Below are 17,687 nucleotides of genomic sequence, written 5' to 3' on the forward strand. Positions count from 1 at the left end.
CCCGGTTGGGGACTTTTTTGTTTATGTTCGGGATTGGACGGGGCAAACAAGCTCTTTGGCTTTTTCAGGTCTTTTCATCATCTGCCGCAGCGTATCAGCGTTGATGAAAACAATCCCCAAAATTGTCGTAGCGGCCCCTGCGGCCATCGGCCAGGATACAGCTTCCCGGTACAGGATCGCCCCCAGGGCCATGGCGATGATCGGTGAAATGTAGAGCCAGGTGGAGGGAAACACCGGATTGGTTTTGGCGACCAGCCAGTAAAAAATCGTATGTCCGACCATCGAGCCGAACATGATCAAATACAAGAGCGAACCGATGGCGCTTGGGGCAAGCATTGTCTCGGGGTGAATCTTCTCCGTAAAAAGCGAAAGTACAAGCAGAGCGGTACCGCCGTAAATCATTTGGGCTGCATTCAGGGCGATCGGCGATGCGTCTGCAAAACGCTGGATGACGCGTTTCGAATACAGGGCGCCACTGGAATAAAACAGCTCTCCGATCAAAATAGCGACACACCCGAGCAGCCAGAACAGACTGACCGTGATCGAAACCTGCGGGAAGACGAGGAGTACGACACCGGCAAAGCCAAGCAGGCAGCCAAGCAGCGCTTTGCCCGTTACCCGCTCTCGCAGGACAGTCGCCTGAAGCAGCAATATCATGATCGGACCGGTCGCGGAAAGAATCGCTGCCGCTCCTGACGTGACATGCTGCTCCGCCCAATACAGCGTGGAAAACGTTCCGAATGTCAGACAAAGGCCGGTAATCCACATTTCCTTGTGCAAAAGCAAAGAAAAACGGGCTTGCTTTTTCCAGACCATCCAAATGAAAAGCAGGAGACCTGCGGCCAAAAAACGCAGGCCAGCCGAGAAAAAGGGAGGTGCTCCCGCATCGATCCCGATTTTGATCGCCAAAAACGTTGTTCCAAACACCAAGCACATCACGACATAATTGATGATGACCATAGTAACGCCTCCTTGGTATCATCATAAAAAGAGGTGAATAGAACAGTTTTCAAACAACAGAACAGATTCTGAAATGCTTGTATAAGATAAACATAAGGGCAAAGGAGGCAGGCAAGCATGGACGTCCGTTTTTCTTCAAGAGCAAGTACCCAAACGCTGTTTGCACAAGTGTATGAATACATCTGGACGCGAATCCAGCGCGGGGAGTGGAAGGAGCATGAAAAGCTCCCGTCCGTCCGCCTGCTGGCAGCCGAACTGAACGTCCACCGCCTGACCGTATTCAAGGCGTATCAGTTGCTCAAGGAAGAAAAGAAAGTCTATGTCAAAGACAAGTCGGGCTACTATGTGTATCCCGGCGGTGCGATGCCATTGGACAATCTGGATTCGCCGATTGTCTCCTCCTATGTTAAAAAAAGCCATTTATCCGAAATTCACAAAGTGCCGGTCACTTATCAGTTTTCCTATGCGCTGATCGACCCCAACCTGTTGCCGAACCGGTTTTTTTCCGAATACGTAAAAGAGATTTTTGACTTGTATCCAAAGGTGCTCAGCTCCTATTCCACTGTGCAAGGAGATGAGGAGCTGCGGGAGGCGCTTTGCCGATACTTCATGCACAAGCACCGGTTTCACCTGTCGCCAGAGGACATCATGATTACGTCCGGCTCCCAGCAAGCCATAGACTTGCTCGCGCGGATGCTTGTCCAGCCGAGGGACGCTGTGTTGATTGAGCGTCCGACATACAGTGCGGCTATTGATATTTTCAGGCAGCTTGGCGCCCAGCTTATCCCCGTCGAGATTCATCCGAACGGCTATGACCTGGATCAGGTTGAAGCTTATATGAAGCGGTACAAGCCGCGTCTGTTTTACCTGAACCCGACCTATCACAACCCGACGGGCTACACCGTACCGGCCGAGCAGAGAAAGCAGCTTGTAGAGCTTGCCGAGCGGTATCGCTGTTTTGTGATCGAAGACGACCCGTTCCGTGACATGTATTTTGAGAGCGAACCGCCCCCGCCTCTCTTTTCTTACAGCGTGGAAGGCTACGTCGTGTATATCCGCAGCTTCAGCAAATACGTGGCGCCCGGATTGAGGATTGCCGCTGTTTGCCTCCATCCTTCGCTGGTGAGCCATTTCTTTACGGTCAAGTCGCTGGCGGATAATGGGAGCCCGCTGCTCAATCAGAAAATCTTCCTCCATTACTTTTCCTCCAGCCGCATGCAGCAGCATATTGAAAAGCTGCGAACCGCCCTGAATGTGCGAAAAACAATTATGGAAGAGGAGCTCTCCGCTACTGCCTGGAGATGGAACAGTCCTGCCGGCGGTCTGAACCTTTGGGTCAAGCTGCCGGAATCCCTTTCCATGGAGGCGCTGCTTGCCAAAAGCATCGAGCAGTCGATCTCGTTTGTACCGGGCTCTATATGCGATCCATTAAAGGAGACAAAGTCGTGGCTTCGTCTTAGCTACTCGTATATCAGTGAAAAGCAGCTTCGCGAGGGAACGAAGCTGCTTATCTCCATGGCCAGCGAGCTCGCCGGAACAGTCGAATGAAAGCACGAAAACTCCGCCAAGTCGACGGCGGAGTTTTTACTGCCCGCGGCTAAAAGAGTTTTCGCTGCTCTCTGAAACTATTCTCTTGAACTACTCTTTTAATACACTCCAATACTCATAGGAATGAATTGCGACTCCAGCAAAAGAAGGATGGCTTGCCAACAGTTCACTCAGCTTGCTTAGCTCGTCTTCCATCCGAGCGGTTCCCTCCTCATAAAAGCTGACAAAATTGCCTTCATTGCTCTCCTTTGTCTCTACAGCGACGATTACTTTTTTACCAAGTCGGTCCGCCATCTCCAGCTCTTGCGTGACGAGGGCCGAAATGCTGTTTGGGCCTTCCGCCCGATCGCGGTATGCCATGACTGTAACATGATCGTGCCTGGAGATGAGCCACTCGCTAATCGAGACAACAGGCTGATCGGGCAAGGCCGTCTTGTCCAGCCAAAAAGGAATGTCACAGCCAACCTGGAGGGACGGGTCCAGCTCTTTTGCCTTCGTCACGTAAGCATTCACATTGCCCATCCACTGCCGGATCACTTCATTTTGATCGCTTTTCCACTCGGGGAGTGTATACGGCTCGATATCGAGATGGATACCGGTTATGGCTGCATCCGTCTCCACCGTCTGGTTGTAGCGGCCTACCCAGTCTACGAGCGACAAAATTTCCGGGCGGTTTCGCTCCAGTCCCCAGCCGGATTTGCCGCCAAGTGCGTGTACTTCCATTCCGTTGGCGCGGGCTTTCTGGATAAAAGTGTGGTAATAGGAAGGTCTCAGCGAAGTGTCGATCTTCAGATACAGCAGGTTTACCCCTTTTGCCGCTGCAAACGCAACGATCTGATCAGGGGCTGACGCAGTCTGGTATGTTTGCCACAGCCAAGTAGCTTTTACCGGTTTTTCTCCCGACGAAAAGCCGGTCAGAAATAAAGCGGGGAACATGAGAAAGAAAAGTGCCGTACGCGAAAACTGCTTCATCGTGTATCCTCCTGATGTCATTGAGCACTGCCCTCAATAACGATATACCTTACTCATATCGGTAGGGCTGGAAGAGTTGATAATAGCGAAGAAGGTTTCCAGGCAAAAAGGGGTCGAATTGACCAGGACCGTGAATGGGGCGGGGGACAGATCTGGGTAAAAGGAAAGGGAGACGCCCTGCAGGCATCGAGATAGAAGTTTAATGATAGTTTGTTCCAAAAAGAGGATGTCATGCAGATAAAAATAGCTGCCTTTCATGCTAAGATAGCAAAAAGGGAAATGCCAGCCAAATTGATAGAAAAGGAGCTGTGTGCGATGCAGGGAGCGATCGTTCAATTGCCGGAAATGTGGATGGTAGGCGCAAGCTTTACCGGTCCCTTTCAAAGCTTGGGAGTGGAAATGCCGAAGCTGTGGGACGTTTTTTCGCAGAGGGTGAACGAAATTGGCAATCTGAAATACCCGCTATGCTTTTACGGTGTCAGTGATGAACGCAAAGTCGGTTCCTATCAATTGTTCACGGAGTACATTTCCGTTGAAGTAGCAAAATTTGACCGCGTCCCGGAAGGAATGGTCGGATTTACGATTCCGGCAAGAAGCTACGCCCTGTTCACTCATCAGGGCCCCATGGACCAACGTATCATCGCGCTTTTGACTGGATAAAGCGCCAGGGGCTTGCGGTAGAGGAAAAGGCGCTTCGCCTTGAGCGGTACGATGAGCGATATCTCCCGCCCCGTCATGCTGCAGAGCGGGAAGAAAACGCCTATGACATCCTGATCCCGCTCGCTTAGCGGGAATTGTCCGAGCGAAGCGTGTCCGACGTAAAACGGCTGATGCCGGAGAAAACTTGCTGCAGTGTCTCCAAAGACACTGTCGTATCAAAAGGAATCTCCAGTGAATGATCGGCGTTCGGCACGATGTCCAACTCGATGTTGGCGTGTTTGTCGCGAATCTGTTCGATCGTCTCGCTGTGGTAATAATGGTCCGCCGTGCCGGTCACCAGATACATGTTCTGCTTGCAGGCCAGCAAGCTCTCTGCAAATCCTTCCTGATTCAATAGCGGCGTGAGCAGGATAGCGGAGGCCTCGGAGGGAAGCATGGACTCGCCAAATCCGCTGACAATGGGGAGCGTGCCGATCGATTTACCGATAAACAGAATTTCCTTGCGGGGCTGATCCGCCAGCACATGCCGGACGACGGCCTCTACGTCCTGGAGCATCAACGTCCCTCTTTTGCGGGGAGGCAGGCTCCAGAATTCTACCTGTATTGTAAACCTGGTTGGGAAAAAATGTTGGAAAAAATGGCGAGACTATAGAAAAAGGAGGAGAAGTAGATGAAAAAAGCGGTATTGCAAAATGGAGTCGAACTGGCTTACGAAGACAGGGGGACGGGAGACGCCGTCTGTCTCGTGCACGGCTTTTGCGGAAGCTCGGCATATTGGAAAAAGCTCATCCCGAGACTGGAGCAATCAAGCAGGGTGCTTGCTCCCGACTTGCGCGGCCACGGAGGCAGTTCGGTTCCGGATGAAACGTACACCGTGGAGAGAATGGCAGAGGATCTTGCCTTTTTCATGGATGAGACCGGGATTGAAAAGATGACGCTCCTCGGACATTCCTTGGGCGGTTATGTCGCCTTGGCTTTTGCCGAGCGCTACCCCGACAGGCTGAGTGCGATGGGGCTGATCCATTCTACCGCGTTTCCCGATGATGAGCAGGCAAAGGAAAACCGGACCAAAGGAATGGAGAGCATCCGTCAAAACGGGATAGAGCCCTTTATCAAGGCGCTGGTTCCCAAGCTGTTCGCCCCTGGCGCTTTATCCCGTTATCCGGAAGAATGGGAGCGGGTCAAACAGGTCGGCCTGCAAACACCGCCAGACGGCGCGATCCGGACATTGGAAGCGATGCGGGAAAGAGCAGACCGGCAGCATGTCCTCAGAAAGCTTGCTTGTCCCGTCCTGCTTATCGCAGGGGAACAAGACCAGATCATTCCGGCAGACAAAACCTTTACAGCAGATGGGGCGAATGTCACTCGGGTACTGCTTGCGGAGGCTGGTCACATGGGAATGCTGGAAACCCCCGAGAAAATGGCTGATGCGATCAAGCAATTCCTGTCCAATATCTAGCAGGAAGCTGAACATCTATCCAGAAATATTTGCTATAATCAGAGATGTCCTATTTTTTATTTTTTACATAACGGGAGGAGAAGCGCGAATGAAAAAAGCACGTCGCATTACCCTGGCCGCTCTGGCAGCTGCCATCTGTTCGTCCCTGATGGCCGGATCGGTCCTGGCAGCACCGCTGCATCCGGTTCAGCACGTAGACTGGATGGTAAAGAAATCCATCGTATCTCCGGGAGCAAACGGTGATCTTGCCCTTGAGCGCAACGTGACTTTGGCGGAAGCAGTTGTCGTTTTTGCCAAACTGGGCGGAAGCAAAATTTCTGCTCCTGACAAAGGGGCGCATTGGTCTGCGCCTTACCTCGCTTGGGCAAAAACCAAGGGAGCAATTATGCAGGATGACTTCAAAAACCCGACACAAGTTCTTTCTTCGGCAAAATTGACAGAGGTCGCCAAAAAGCTGGGCTACACCATTGAAATGGAAAACAAGGCGCAAGTGACCCGCGGCGATTTCTTCCAGGCGCTCGGGGATGCGGCTACTACACACATTACGATCGCGCATACCAATGATACGCACGGACATATTACAGAAGATAAAAACTTGAAGGAATTCGGTTACGCCAAGATCGCCACGCTGCTGAAGGACTGGCGTGAGGAGAACGACAACTTCCTCCTGCTTGATGCGGGTGATACCTTCCAGGGCACCGTCTACGTCAACCAATTCCAAGGGGAGTCTGTCGTACCGATCCTCAATTACTTGGGCTACAACGTAATGGCGGCAGGGAACCACGAGTTTGATTTTGGCTATGAACAGCTGCTGAAGCTGCGCGACATGCTGAAGCACCCGGTTATTTCCGCAAACGTGTTCAAAGCGGATGGAAAAGAACTGCTCGTACCTACCTTCAAGGCGGAAATCGGCGGCAAAAAGTTTGCCTTCGTCGGTTTTGTAGCGGAGGATACACCGATCCTCACCCACCCGAACAACGTGAAAGGCCTTACCTTCAAAAACCCTGTAGAAGTGGCGAAGACCGTCGTGCCACAGCTGAAAAAAGAGGTTGACCATGTAATCGTCGTTTCCCACGTCGGCGTGGATGTTGACCGTGAGATCGCGAAAAACGTACCGGGCATCGATCTGATCGTCGGCGGACATTCCCATACGCCGCTGGAAAAGCCGGAGCTGGTGAACGGCACGTACATCGTACAGGACTGGGAGTACGGCAAGTCTCTCGGACGCGCAGACCTGTACTACCTCGGCAAGGAGCTGGTTGCGTTCAGCGGCGGTTTGAAAGCGTATGACGAAACCGTTCAAGCTGATCCTGAGGTAGAGAAAATGGTTCAAGAGATCGTCAAGAAAATCGACGAAGTCATGGACGTGGTCATCGCCAAGTCTGAGGTAGACCTTGATGGCGACAGAGCGCTGGTTCGCAAAAAGGAGACAAACGTAGGAAACCTGATCGCCGACATCATGCTGGAGCGCACGAAATCCATCCCGGGGCATGAAGCAGACGTTGCGCTGACCAACGCAGGCGGTATCCGTACACAGCTAAAGGCGGGCGACATCACGAAGAAAAATCTGTACACCCTGCTGCCATTCCCGAATACCCTGGTCGTGATCGAGGTGACCGGCGAAGAGCTGCGTCAAGCGCTGGAAAGCGGTGTAAGCAAGGTGGAGACGGGAGAGGGACGCTTCCCGCAAATCAGCGGCATGTCTTTTACCTACAATCCAAGCAAGCCTGCGGGTCAGCGCGTTGTCGAGGTAAAGGTAGGCGGTCAGCCGCTCGACCTGAAGAAGACGTACAAGGTCGCAACCAATGACTTCCTGGCAACAGGCGGAGACGGATATGAGAGCTTTAACAAACCTGCGTTCAATACAGGTCTGACTTTCTACAGCATTGTGGAAGAAGAGCTGATCAAACGCAAGACGGTTAATCCGAAAGTAGAAGGTCGCATCGTCGAAGTAAACGAATAGGATTTGATCATTGCATTCCGGCATATAAGGAAAGCGGATCATTCGGGCCCTGTTCCCTTTGAGGGAAGAGGGCCCTTTTTGCACAATTTTTACCCGTGTGCATTTATCTATTTTTATAAAGTACCTTGCATTGTATAATAGTGCTCTGGTAAGATCTAACATGGTGATGCTAAGTGAACGTTCAATTTAAAAAAGGCGTACTGGAACTTTGCGTACTGGTGCTTGTTGCCCAAAAAGACAGATATGGGTACGAACTGGTGGCCAGCATCTCAGAGAAATTTCACATCGCAGAAGGAACCGTTTATCCCCTGCTTCGCAGGTTGACCACGGAAGGCTTTTTTATTACTTACTTGGCCGAATCGCAGGAAGGCCCGCCGCGCAAGTACTATCAGCTCACCGATAAAGGGCGCAGATATATGAACGACCTCGTGCTGGAATGGAAAATATTTACGCGCGGGGTCAACCAGATTATCGAGGAGGGAATCGGTTTATGACGAGACGCGAATTTATGGATGAGCTTGACAGGCTTCTCCGCGAATTGCCCGACAAGGATCGCCTGGACATATTGGCAGACTATACCGAACATTTCTTGATCGGAGTGGACAGGGGGAAAAGCGAACAGGAGATTGCCGACAGTCTGGGCAGTCCAAGGGTTCTTGCCCGCGAGATATTAGCCGGATACCGCATTCATCAGGCACAATCGAACGCATCCATCAGTAATATGACGAGAGCTGTTTTGGCGACCGTCAGTTTGGGCTTTTTTAACCTTGTTTTCGTATTGGGCCCATTTGTCGGACTGATTGCTGTCCTTATCGGTTTGTTTGCCGTCGCTCTGGCATTGCTGCTTACACCGATTGGCTTGTTTTTGAAGTACGGAATTCCGGGAAACGCAGATGAGCAATATCTGGTTCTCTTCTCGGGGATGGCATCATTTGGTTTGGGCGGAATGCTTGCGATCGGGTTGGCCCGCTTGAGCCGATGGCTGTATCGGCAATTTTTGCGTTATCTGAACTTTAATGTCCGCATGATTAGGGGGAAATAGCATGAGAAGAATGATAAATGTCTTGTTCGTCTTTTTCTGTCTGTTGTTTCTCGTTGGAGCGATCGGATTTGTCTGGCAGTTCAAACTGAACCCCGACTTTAAGGGAGACACGGAGACAGTCAGTGAACTGCGTACAATCGACCAGCCTATCAAGGGTGTCGAAGTGGAAACGGACATCGCTGACGTCGTGTTGACTACGAGCAATTTGTCCAGTGCGACTGCAAGAATGGTCGGGGAGGTTGATAGAAAGCGATTGGACAAAATCAAGTTTACGACGGAAGTCACCCCTGACGGAATTCTGCAGGTAAGGATAAAGGAACCAACTGAAATGCAGTTCGGCTTTTTCTTTCATCAACGGGTAGACCTGGAGCTCCAGGTGATGATTCCGGAAGCGGTCTACGAAAAAATAGCCGTGAACAGCGGCACGGGAGACTTCCGTATCAATGCGATCAAAGCAAAGGAAGGAACGCTGAAAACGAGCACGGGCGATATCGAGTTGGCGGGGTTTGAAGGAGAAACACTCACCCTGAGAACAGATACAGGCGACATGGACATATCCTCCGTCAGTGCAAAAGTGGATGCCTTCAGCAGTACAGGTGATATCGATTCGCTGCAACTGAAAGACATGAAGCACGACGTAAATGTCCGAACGGATACAGGAGACATCACGGTATCCTTGTTAAAACTGCCCGAAGCAGTAAAGATGGAACTGGCTACGGATACGGGAGATATAAAAGCCGATTGGCCGGAAATGTCTTACTCGGAAAAAGGGGAGCAGAGAGTAGCGGGATCGGTAGGCACGGAAGGTCCGGCGCTGACTGTCAGCAGCTCAACAGGGGATATTCGTATTCGTCACTGAGCTTTTGGGAAACAATGGTACCAGGAGAACAGCGGTTGAAACGATAACGATTTTGACACAATCAATGCATTTTTTGTCGATTGCCGAGTGGTATCATAAGGATAAGGAATATTACCGTGTAAAGCGAGGTTTATTCATGACTGCAAAACCGTTTAACGATACGTTTTTAAAAGCTTGTCGCCAGGAACCGACAGATCATGTGCCGGTATGGTACATGCGCCAGGCGGGGCGTTATCAACCCGAATACCGGGCTATCCGTGCCAAGCACACATTTTTTGAAATGAACTATATACCCGAAGTTTGCGCGGAAGTAACCCGTCTGCCGGTTGAGCAGCTCGGGGTGGATGCTGCGATTCTTTTTGCTGACATTATGACTCCACTCAAGCCGATCGGGGTCGATGTAAACATTGAATCGGGGATCGGACCTGTCATTGCCAACCCGATTGGATCGCTCGAAGATGTCCATCGCCTGGGCGAGCTCGACCCGGATACGCACGTGCCATACATCATGGAAGCGATCAAAATTTTGCGCCAGCAGCTCTCTGTACCGCTGATCGGTTTTGCAGGAGCTCCGTTTACCCTTGCCAGCTACATGATCGAGGGAGGTCCTTCCAAGCATTATCACAAAACCAAATCGTTCATGTACACGCAGCCGGCAGCTTGGGAAAAGCTGATGGAGAAGCTGGGCACGTTGACCATTACATATCTGAAAGCGCAAATTGCCGCAGGCGCGCAAGCTGTCCAAGTATTTGACTCCTGGGTAGGCGCCCTGAACGATGAAGACTACCGGACATTTATCGCTCCGGTCATGAACCGCATCTTGCTGTCGCTGCGGGAGACGGGCGTGCCGACAATCTATTTCGGCGTAGGCTGTGGTCACCTGCTTGAGGAGTGGAACAAGCTGCCGGTCGATGTGGTCGGCCTCGACTGGCGGACTTCGATCACAAAAGCGCGTGAGCTGGGCGTCACCAAAACCTTGCAAGGAAATCTGGATCCTACACTGCTTTTGGCTCCTTGGGAAAAATTGGAGGCGAAAGCAAAGGAAATACTTGACGAGGGCACGCAGCAGCCCGGCTATATCTTTAACCTGGGTCATGGAGTGTTCCCAGACGCCAAAGTAGAAACCTTGCAAAAGCTGACCAGCTTCATTCACAGTTATCGCCGGAACGCGTAATACGGAGGTGCAACTTATGTCCAAGCAAAAGATCGGATTACTCCTGATGGCGTACGGAACACCGCGCAAGAAGGAAGAGATTGAACCCTATTACACGCATATTCGCCGGGGCCGCAAGCCTTCGCAGGAATTGCTGGACGATCTGACAGCCCGCTATGAAGCGGTGGGTGGCGTCAATCGCTTTGCCGAAATTACGGACGAGCAGGTACGCCAGCTTGAACAGGAGATGAACCGCCGTTTTCCGGATAAGGAATTTGTCGGCTATCTTGGTCTAAAGCACATCGCTCCTTTCGTGGAGGATGCAGTCGAGGCAATGCATCGCGATGGCATCGAAAAGGCGATCAGCTTGGTGCTGGCTCCCCACTATTCCAGCTACAGTGTAAAAGAATACAATGGCAGGGCAAAGGAACACGCAGCGAGCATCGGCGGCCCTGAAATCCATTCAGTGGAGAGCTGGTATACGGAGCCCGGGTTTATTTCCTATTGGAGCGATGCGATCAAGGATACGTTCAGATCGATGCCGGAAGCGCAACGAGACAAAGCCGTGGTGATTTTCTCTGCCCACAGTCTCCCGGAAAAAATCCTCCAATCGGGTGATCCGTATCCCCATCAGCTGGAGGAAACGGCTGCATTGATCGCAAAAGAAGCGGGCATTTCGCACTACGCTATCGGCTGGCAGAGTGCAGGCAATACACCCGAGCCATGGCTCGGACCGGACGTGCAGGATTTGACCCGCGACCTGCACAACGCTCATGGATACCAAACCTTCGTGTACTGCCCGGTCGGCTTCGTCGCAGAGCATCTGGAAGTGCTCTACGACAATGACATCGAATGCAAAGCGGTAACCGATGAACTCGGAGCCAATTACTACCGGCCCCCGATGCCGAATGCCAGACCTGCTTTTATCTCCTGTCTGGCTGATGTAATCGGGAAAAAGCTGCCGGCAATGGGGAAATAGCAAATGAGCGAAAAACAGCTGCATGTCACGATCGTAGGCGGCGGTATGACTGGACTTACGGCTGCCTACTACCTGCAGAAATGGACGCGGGAACAAGGATTGCCAGTCCGGTTCACATTGCTGGAAGCAAGCGACAGGACCGGCGGGAAGGTTCAGACCTGGAAGCACGAGGGATTTACCATTGAGCTGGGAGCAGACTCCTTTTTGGAACGAAAAACGAGCGCAACCGAGCTCATCAAAGATGTCGGCCTGGGTGATCGGCTGGTAAACAACAACGCGGGTCAGGCGTATATTCTGCATAAAAACGGTTTGTACACGATTCCGGAGGGAGCCGTGATGGGTGTACCGACCAAGCTGATGCCTTTTGCCATGACACCGCTTATCTCTCCGTTGGGCAAGCTCAGAGCGGCGGTAGATTTGATATTGCCGGGGGCGCAAACTGGCGAAGACGAGTCCGTTGGGAATTTTTTCCGTCGCCGGCTTGGAGATGAAGTCATCGAGAATGTAATCGAGCCTTTGATCTCCGGCGTTTACGGTGGCGATATCGACAAATTGAGTCTTCTCTCCACCTTTCCGCAATACGCCCAGATGGAACAGAAGCACCGCAGCCTCATTATGGCGATGAGGAATTCTCGCCCTAAGCAGAGCAAACAGTCCGAGGGACAGCCAAAGTCAAAGGGAATGTTCGTGAGCTTGACCAGCGGCTTGCAATCACTCGCTGATCGACTGGAAGAACTGCTGCCTGCTGACTCGGTCCGGAAAAGCACGGCTGTCAAGCGCTTGGAAAAGCGCCAGGACGGATATAGCGTCGAACTGGCTCATGGTGAGGTTTTTGATACCGACGCTGTTATTTTAGCGATCCCTCATCATTTGGCCAGGGAAGTTGTCAAGGAGCATGTCGATATACCGCCGATCAGCGGCGCCAAGCCTACGATTATGGCGACAGTCGCTCTCGCCTATCCCGAGCAAGGCGTAAGGATCGATAAAGAAGGGACAGGCTTTGTCGTCCCTCGCAAGGAAAAGTTTACGATCACGGCGTGCACGTGGACTCAGCGAAAGTGGCCGCATACGACGCCGAAAGGCAAGGCGCTTGTACGCTGCTACGTGGGCAAGCCGGGCGCCGAAGAGATTGTAGACCGTTCTGATGAAGAAATCGTCGACGTGGTCGTCCGCGATCTCCAGAAAGTCATGCAGATCGATGACCATCCCGAATTTTACAAGGTTACCCGTTGGAACAGGGGCTTGCCGTACTTGGTTGGTCACAAGCAATGGCTCAAAGGGGCCACCGCCAAGATGAAGGAGCATCTGCCCGGTGTATGGCTGACCGGCGGTTCCTACGGAGGTGTCGGGGTGCCGGACTGTATTGACCAGGCAAAACAGACTGTACAGGAATTATTGGAATATTGGACGCAAAAACCAGGGAGCTGATACCCTGGTTTTTTTACGTTGTACGATTCCCTCGGATTGGTTCTGATAAGTGCTGCCCTTGCTCCTTATGACGAAGAATCGAGATTTTCTTCCGCCGCAGCTTTTCTATTTTAGCGGTTGGACAGGCTTTGGTGGAGGAGATGAAAAAGGAGAAAACGGCTACAGGTTCGGTGGGACACTGCTGGGGGCTGTACTGTCCGGCTCCATTCCAAAAGCAAAACCGCGTCCAAAAGCAGTCTGCTCAGGGCAGCGTCTCAGAGTTGGACGCTGAAAACGTGTTTTGCTTTTTCCATTCCGCCTGGGTAGTGTCCCAAAGACCTTCGCCGTTTTCTCCTTTTTCATCTCTACAGCTACTGATAAAGGCTGCGAAAAACTACAGACAACCTGAACCCTCCCACATGCTTTGTAAAGCTCGCAGAAGCAGATCAGATCGCCAGAGAAGCCTGTTTCCAGTCGGAGCGACTAGCGAAGTCCCACCCAGCTCCGCAATGATCCCGAGGAAACAGAATCGCAACCTATGACTACACTTCAAAGCTGCGCGCCGTTTTGCGATTCCCTCGGGAGCATTGCGGAGCGGACAGTGTTCGCTTCCATGCGGAGCGTAGACCGGAGCGGAGAATGGAAACAGGCTTCTCTCCGCTACAGCAGCTTTAAACGGGGGGTTATTCCAACGTAACTGCCTACTACTCTCGGTTGAAAATCAAGGCGACTTCTTCCAAACCCAATTTTCCGGTGCTAAAAGGCTCGTCTGCCCCATATAGTGTAAAGAAATGTCCTGCACTTGAAAGGAGGAGCACGGATGGCGCTACAGGATGGACTGCTTTCGTTTGCCATCAAGGAAACCATTTTCCTCTCATCGGATAAAGCCGGAATAGACGAGTGGAGAGAATTGGAGTTGTTTCCTGATGTCGAGGTGCTGGAAACAGAGTCAGCGATCTCCATCACCGGTTGCCTGCAATTATTCGGGAAATACAAGCCGATCAAGGACACCTCTGAGACAGCTGGAGGCGGTACGGAATCCTTGGTTGAGGCGGTGACCTTTTCACCTTTTCGGCCGGGCGGGTCAGACGGGCAGCTGTACGGCCAGGAGGAACAACTGCACCACAGGATTCCGCTAAACATCACGATTCCTTTGAATCGAATCGCTGAAATAGAGGATATTTACGCAGTTGTCGACAGCTTTGATTACCAGCTTGATTCTCCCCATCAGGTGATGATAGAGGCTGATCTGAAAATCGCGGGCATCAAGTTTGCCGAGACCAATTATCAGACAGGACAACCTGCGGGCAATCCTGAACCAGTCTCCTATGGAGAAGTTCCCTCTAGCGGAGAGTGGCAATTTGCCCATGCTTCGCAAGATCAGTCAGAAGAACTTGCACAGCCTATCTCGCTAGAGGACATCGAGCGGAAGCTGGCGGAGCTGGAAAGTGAATTGCATCGGCAAATCCCGCTGGAGGAAGCACAGCAGACTCACGCAGTGCAACAGACCCACGCAGTGCAACAGACCCACGGGGTGCAACAGACCCACGCGATGCAACAGACCCACGCGATGCAACAGACCCCAGCCGCACAGCAAAGCCCGAGCGGGTTTGCAGCGATGTTTGAAGCTTCTCAGCACAAGGGGACTTCAAACCGGACAGAAAATGAAAGTCTAGGATTTGGGGATGTAACCGAGGCGCTCACGGTCAAAGAACAAGGAAAAGGCTCCGATCGCGATAGCAGCCCCTCTATCGAACAGGTGTCATGGAATGAGCCTGAAGCGAATCCGGCGCTCTACGAAGGGATGGCCCCCGAGAAGAAGTTCGTATCGCATGTCGAGAGGCAATCCGAGGAAACGGCTTCCGAGCCGTCCTTGGAGCTGCGGAAGGTGGCAGAGTCGCAGGCGGCCCAACCGGTTCGCTTCCAACCGGAAAGAAAATTCGGGGATATAGCTCCCGAGCCGTCCTTGGAAGTGGGCAAAGTGGCAGAGTCACAGGCGGCTGAACCGGTTCATTCCCGACCGGAAAAGCAATCCGAAGAGACGCTGCCCGCACCGCCTTTGGAGTTGCGGGAGGTGGCAGACTCACAGTCGACCGAGACTCCTCGCACCCAACCGGAGGCTGTGCAAGAAGAAACCGTCGCGACGGGAGTCTCCGATGAAAGCAGGGAGGAAGCGCAAGCTGAGCCGGCCACAGCGGATGCGGATGAAGCCGCTGTAGAAGCAGCAGCACAGGAGACAGCAGACGAGGAGGCGGTAGAGGTCATTGCCCAGCAGCCTCAGGAGGCAGTGGAAGAGAAGGAAGTGCGTGTAGCGATATCGGGCAAACCGGCGCGTGAAGAAGGCGGCAAGGTAAATCTCACGTCGATCTTTTCGCAAGCGACCCGGGTGCAGCAAGAGGCCAAAATGGAAGAAGAGTCTTCTTCACAGGCGTCGCGAAAAGGTTCCTTTGAAGCAGATTCGGCTTCGATCGAGACGATGCACAATCTCACTTCCTTTGTCCGCAGCAAAGAGGAAAAGCAAAGCCGGCTAAAGTTGTGCATCATTCAACGCGACGAGACGCTGGAAACGATCTGTCAGCGTTATGCCATTCCTCAGTCTCGGATTCTGGAGGTAAACAACCTGCGTTCAGACCAGATCGTGGCCGGGCAAATACTCTATATTCCACAGTGAGGAGCGGGGGGCCGTGGAGAAAATCAATCTGTCCGAAGTGTGTCAACGGTATCGGGCAAGGGTAATCCACATCACCCCGCTGAACGATTGCCATCTGTTGGAGACAAACCGCGGTCCGAAAGAGCTGCGCATATGGCCACGGGTAGACATCATGCGTTGGTCGTTTGCATGGCGTGAACGAATGGTTCGCCAAGGTTTCCGCGATTTGGAGAGATTTATTCGGACGAAGGATTCAAAGCCGTATTTGGTGGTAGGCCAACGCGGAATTACGCTCACAGATCATCTTCGCCGCATCGAATCGATACCACTGGGAACGGATACCATGCGTCAATGCGGCAAGATCGTTGCGATGATGCATGAATCCCAGCGGGACGGCAGTATCTTTCACCCCGCCGATTTTTGGGAACGAGAACAGGCGAGAATGGCTGCGACAACGAGAAGGGTAAAAGATTTTTGGGAATCTCTCCGTTATCGCGGCAGACAATCAGGCAGGGATCATCGTTTTTATAGCTGGCTATTTCCGCCCCTTTTGGAGAGAATGGAGCGCTGCACCGACATGCTTTTGAGTACCAGGATCGATCAGAAAGAGCTCTTTGTCTCCCACGGCACTTTGCGCCCGGACAATTGGGGGCTGGTAAACGACAAGCTGTTTTTGCGCGGTTTTTTCCAGCCGGTTTTATCGGTCGCTCAGCGGGATACAGCCGGGTACCTGAGAGATCTGTTTGTCCGCCACGAGGATTTGTCACTGATCGAAGCGTTTTTAAGTGGTTACGAGGAAATTCGGCCGCTTGGTCAAACCGACTACACGCTCCTGTTGGCTTTCATGGCCTATCCAGAGGAAATATCGCATATGGTGCAGTCTAGCATTGAGGTGTATCGCGAGCCGGGAGAGGCGCGTTTGGCGCGAATCGAGCAGGCTGTCAACCGCCAGCAGATGGTTGATCAGCTCTTGAAATATATAGCCGAACGGGCCGAGGAAACGAGGAGTGAGTCAAAAGCATGAGTCGCTTTGACGATATCTTTCCGCTGTTTCAGGAATATGACATGTTCGCACAGACCGTTGACGTGGTGAAGGCCCCGAATGTGTACAAAGCGATCACTCCGTATGGATCGTTTATTTGCAAAAGGACACAAGCCGCTCCCCAGCGCTTGCATTTGGTCAGCGGAGTTCTCCGTCACCTGGAGCAAAAGGGGTGGGATGGGGCTGTCCCATTTTTTCATACAAAATACGACGAACCGTATGTTCTGCATGGTGAAGATACGTATTATCTAACCGCCTGGCAACCGGGGGCAGAGAAGTGGGAGGAAGAGCCGTTAGCCTGGGCGAAGCCAGCTGTAGAGCGCCTGGCAGAGCTTCATCACCTGACCCAGAACTTTCGTTTCGATGATCCGAGACAAGTGGAGCCATTGATCGATTCCTTGCTCCGCAGGTGGGACTCGATGCTGCATATGACGGAAAGAGCGGCTGAGGCGGCAGGACATCGTCTCTATCCTTCCCCGTTCGATGTCGTTTTTTTGGCCAACCACGCTTACGTCAAGGAGATGGCTCAAAGTGCGATCGGCTTGCTGCGGGACTGGCGTGAAAGGCATCGGACTCATGCTCATTTTCGCTTGTCGTTCATCCACGGTTCGCCACAGCCAGCCCACTTTTTGCCTGATCGTAACGGAAAAGTACGGATGCTGAACTTTGACCGGGCTGTGTTCGATACCCCGACCCGAGACTTGGCCATGTTCTACCGGACGTATTTTTACCTGGCCGGAGATGAGGCGGGTGCCAGTCAGCTTTACCGGCACTATTCAGAGATCTTTCCGCTGCGGCCGGAAGAAACGAATTTGCTTGCCGCTTTTCTGACTTATCCGGAAAGAATCATGCGAGATATCAGTACCTATTACAGCGAGAAAAATGAGTGGAGCGAATTGTACGCGGTCAAACGACTGGAGAAGGATATGGACCGTTTGATACGCCTGCAACGCTGGGTGCAGCAAGCTTTTTAGACACAAAAGACGTCTCACC

General features: G+C 52.3%; 16 protein-coding genes. 13 read left to right on the forward strand and 3 right to left on the reverse strand.

Translation table 11 applies throughout. The features are described from left to right. Positions 1-21 precede the first annotated feature (21 nt). The gene (locus EDM54_RS10110) at positions 22-960 is read right to left on the reverse strand and encodes a DMT family transporter (RefSeq protein ID WP_122958151.1); all 939 of its coding nucleotides are present in this window, start codon (positions 958-960) and stop codon (positions 22-24) included. 117 nt (positions 961-1,077) lie between these two features. Between EDM54_RS10110 and EDM54_RS10115 the strand changes: the two genes are divergently transcribed. Then, on the forward strand, positions 1,078-2,508 hold the full coding sequence (locus EDM54_RS10115; protein ID WP_122958152.1) for an aminotransferase-like domain-containing protein: 1,431 nt from the start codon (positions 1,078-1,080) through the stop codon (positions 2,506-2,508). A gap of 90 nt (positions 2,509-2,598) precedes the next feature. Here EDM54_RS10115 and EDM54_RS10120 read toward each other — a convergent pair whose 3' ends face one another. Continuing rightward, positions 2,599-3,480 (reverse strand): hypothetical protein, encoded by an 882-nt coding sequence (locus EDM54_RS10120; protein WP_003387650.1) that lies wholly within the window; start codon positions 3,478-3,480, stop codon positions 2,599-2,601. A gap of 231 nt (positions 3,481-3,711) precedes the next feature. Between EDM54_RS10120 and EDM54_RS10125 the strand changes: the two genes are divergently transcribed. After that, positions 3,712-4,140, forward strand: coding sequence for a GyrI-like domain-containing protein (locus tag EDM54_RS10125; protein ID WP_255320238.1), 429 nt, complete (start codon positions 3,712-3,714; stop codon positions 4,138-4,140). 124 nt (positions 4,141-4,264) lie between these two features. On the opposite strand, the gene EDM54_RS10130 is transcribed toward EDM54_RS10125, so the two are convergent. Next, a complete protein-coding gene (locus tag EDM54_RS10130; RefSeq protein ID WP_122958153.1) occupies positions 4,265-4,696 on the reverse strand; it encodes an alpha/beta fold hydrolase in 432 nt (143 codons plus the stop codon). 114 nt (positions 4,697-4,810) lie between these two features. Here EDM54_RS10130 and EDM54_RS10135 point away from each other — a divergent pair, with 114 nt between their 5' ends. The 11 genes from EDM54_RS10135 (at position 4,811) to EDM54_RS10185 (ending at position 17,668) form a co-directional block, all read left to right on the forward strand. After that, positions 4,811-5,599: an alpha/beta fold hydrolase gene (locus EDM54_RS10135; protein ID WP_031932357.1), complete on the forward strand. Its 789-nt coding sequence runs from the start codon at positions 4,811-4,813 to the stop codon at positions 5,597-5,599. A gap of 88 nt (positions 5,600-5,687) precedes the next feature. Beyond that, on the forward strand, positions 5,688-7,562 hold the full coding sequence (locus EDM54_RS10140) for a bifunctional metallophosphatase/5'-nucleotidase (protein WP_003387645.1): 1,875 nt from the start codon (positions 5,688-5,690) through the stop codon (positions 7,560-7,562). A 173-nt stretch (positions 7,563-7,735) separates the two neighbouring features. Continuing rightward, positions 7,736-8,056: a PadR family transcriptional regulator gene (locus tag EDM54_RS10145; protein ID WP_003387643.1), complete on the forward strand. Its 321-nt coding sequence runs from the start codon at positions 7,736-7,738 to the stop codon at positions 8,054-8,056. Next, the gene (locus EDM54_RS10150) at positions 8,053-8,604 is read left to right on the forward strand and encodes an HAAS signaling domain-containing protein (protein ID WP_122958154.1); all 552 of its coding nucleotides are present in this window, start codon (positions 8,053-8,055) and stop codon (positions 8,602-8,604) included. Before EDM54_RS10145 ends, EDM54_RS10150 begins: the two co-directional genes overlap by 4 nt. 1 nt (position 8,605) lies before the next feature. Then, positions 8,606-9,463, forward strand: coding sequence for a DUF4097 family beta strand repeat-containing protein (locus EDM54_RS10155; RefSeq protein ID WP_031932359.1), 858 nt, complete (start codon positions 8,606-8,608; stop codon positions 9,461-9,463). A gap of 136 nt (positions 9,464-9,599) precedes the next feature. After that, positions 9,600-10,637, forward strand: coding sequence for a uroporphyrinogen decarboxylase (gene hemE, locus EDM54_RS10160; protein WP_024983986.1), 1,038 nt, complete (start codon positions 9,600-9,602; stop codon positions 10,635-10,637). 16 nt (positions 10,638-10,653) lie between these two features. After that, complete coding sequence (hemH, locus tag EDM54_RS10165; RefSeq protein WP_003387639.1) at positions 10,654-11,595, forward strand: ferrochelatase; 942 nt, start codon at positions 10,654-10,656, stop codon at positions 11,593-11,595. A gap of 3 nt (positions 11,596-11,598) precedes the next feature. Then, positions 11,599-13,023, forward strand: a complete 1,425-nt coding sequence (gene hemY / locus EDM54_RS10170; protein ID WP_122958155.1) for a protoporphyrinogen oxidase — start codon at positions 11,599-11,601, stop codon at positions 13,021-13,023. 799 nt (positions 13,024-13,822) lie between these two features. Continuing rightward, positions 13,823-15,673 (forward strand): LysM peptidoglycan-binding domain-containing protein, encoded by a 1,851-nt coding sequence (locus tag EDM54_RS10175; protein WP_024983984.1) that lies wholly within the window; start codon positions 13,823-13,825, stop codon positions 15,671-15,673. 13 nt (positions 15,674-15,686) lie between these two features. After that, complete coding sequence (locus EDM54_RS10180; protein ID WP_003387636.1) at positions 15,687-16,676, forward strand: YutH/CotS family kinase-like spore coat protein; 990 nt, start codon at positions 15,687-15,689, stop codon at positions 16,674-16,676. Then, complete coding sequence (locus tag EDM54_RS10185; RefSeq protein WP_003387634.1) at positions 16,673-17,668, forward strand: YutH/CotS family kinase-like spore coat protein; 996 nt, start codon at positions 16,673-16,675, stop codon at positions 17,666-17,668. The genes EDM54_RS10180 and EDM54_RS10185 overlap by 4 nt, the downstream gene beginning before the upstream one ends. The last annotated feature ends 19 nt before the right edge of the window (positions 17,669-17,687 follow it).

It is taken from the genome of Brevibacillus borstelensis (assembly GCF_003710865.1).
Classification (GTDB): domain Bacteria; phylum Bacillota; class Bacilli; order Brevibacillales; family Brevibacillaceae; genus Brevibacillus; species Brevibacillus borstelensis.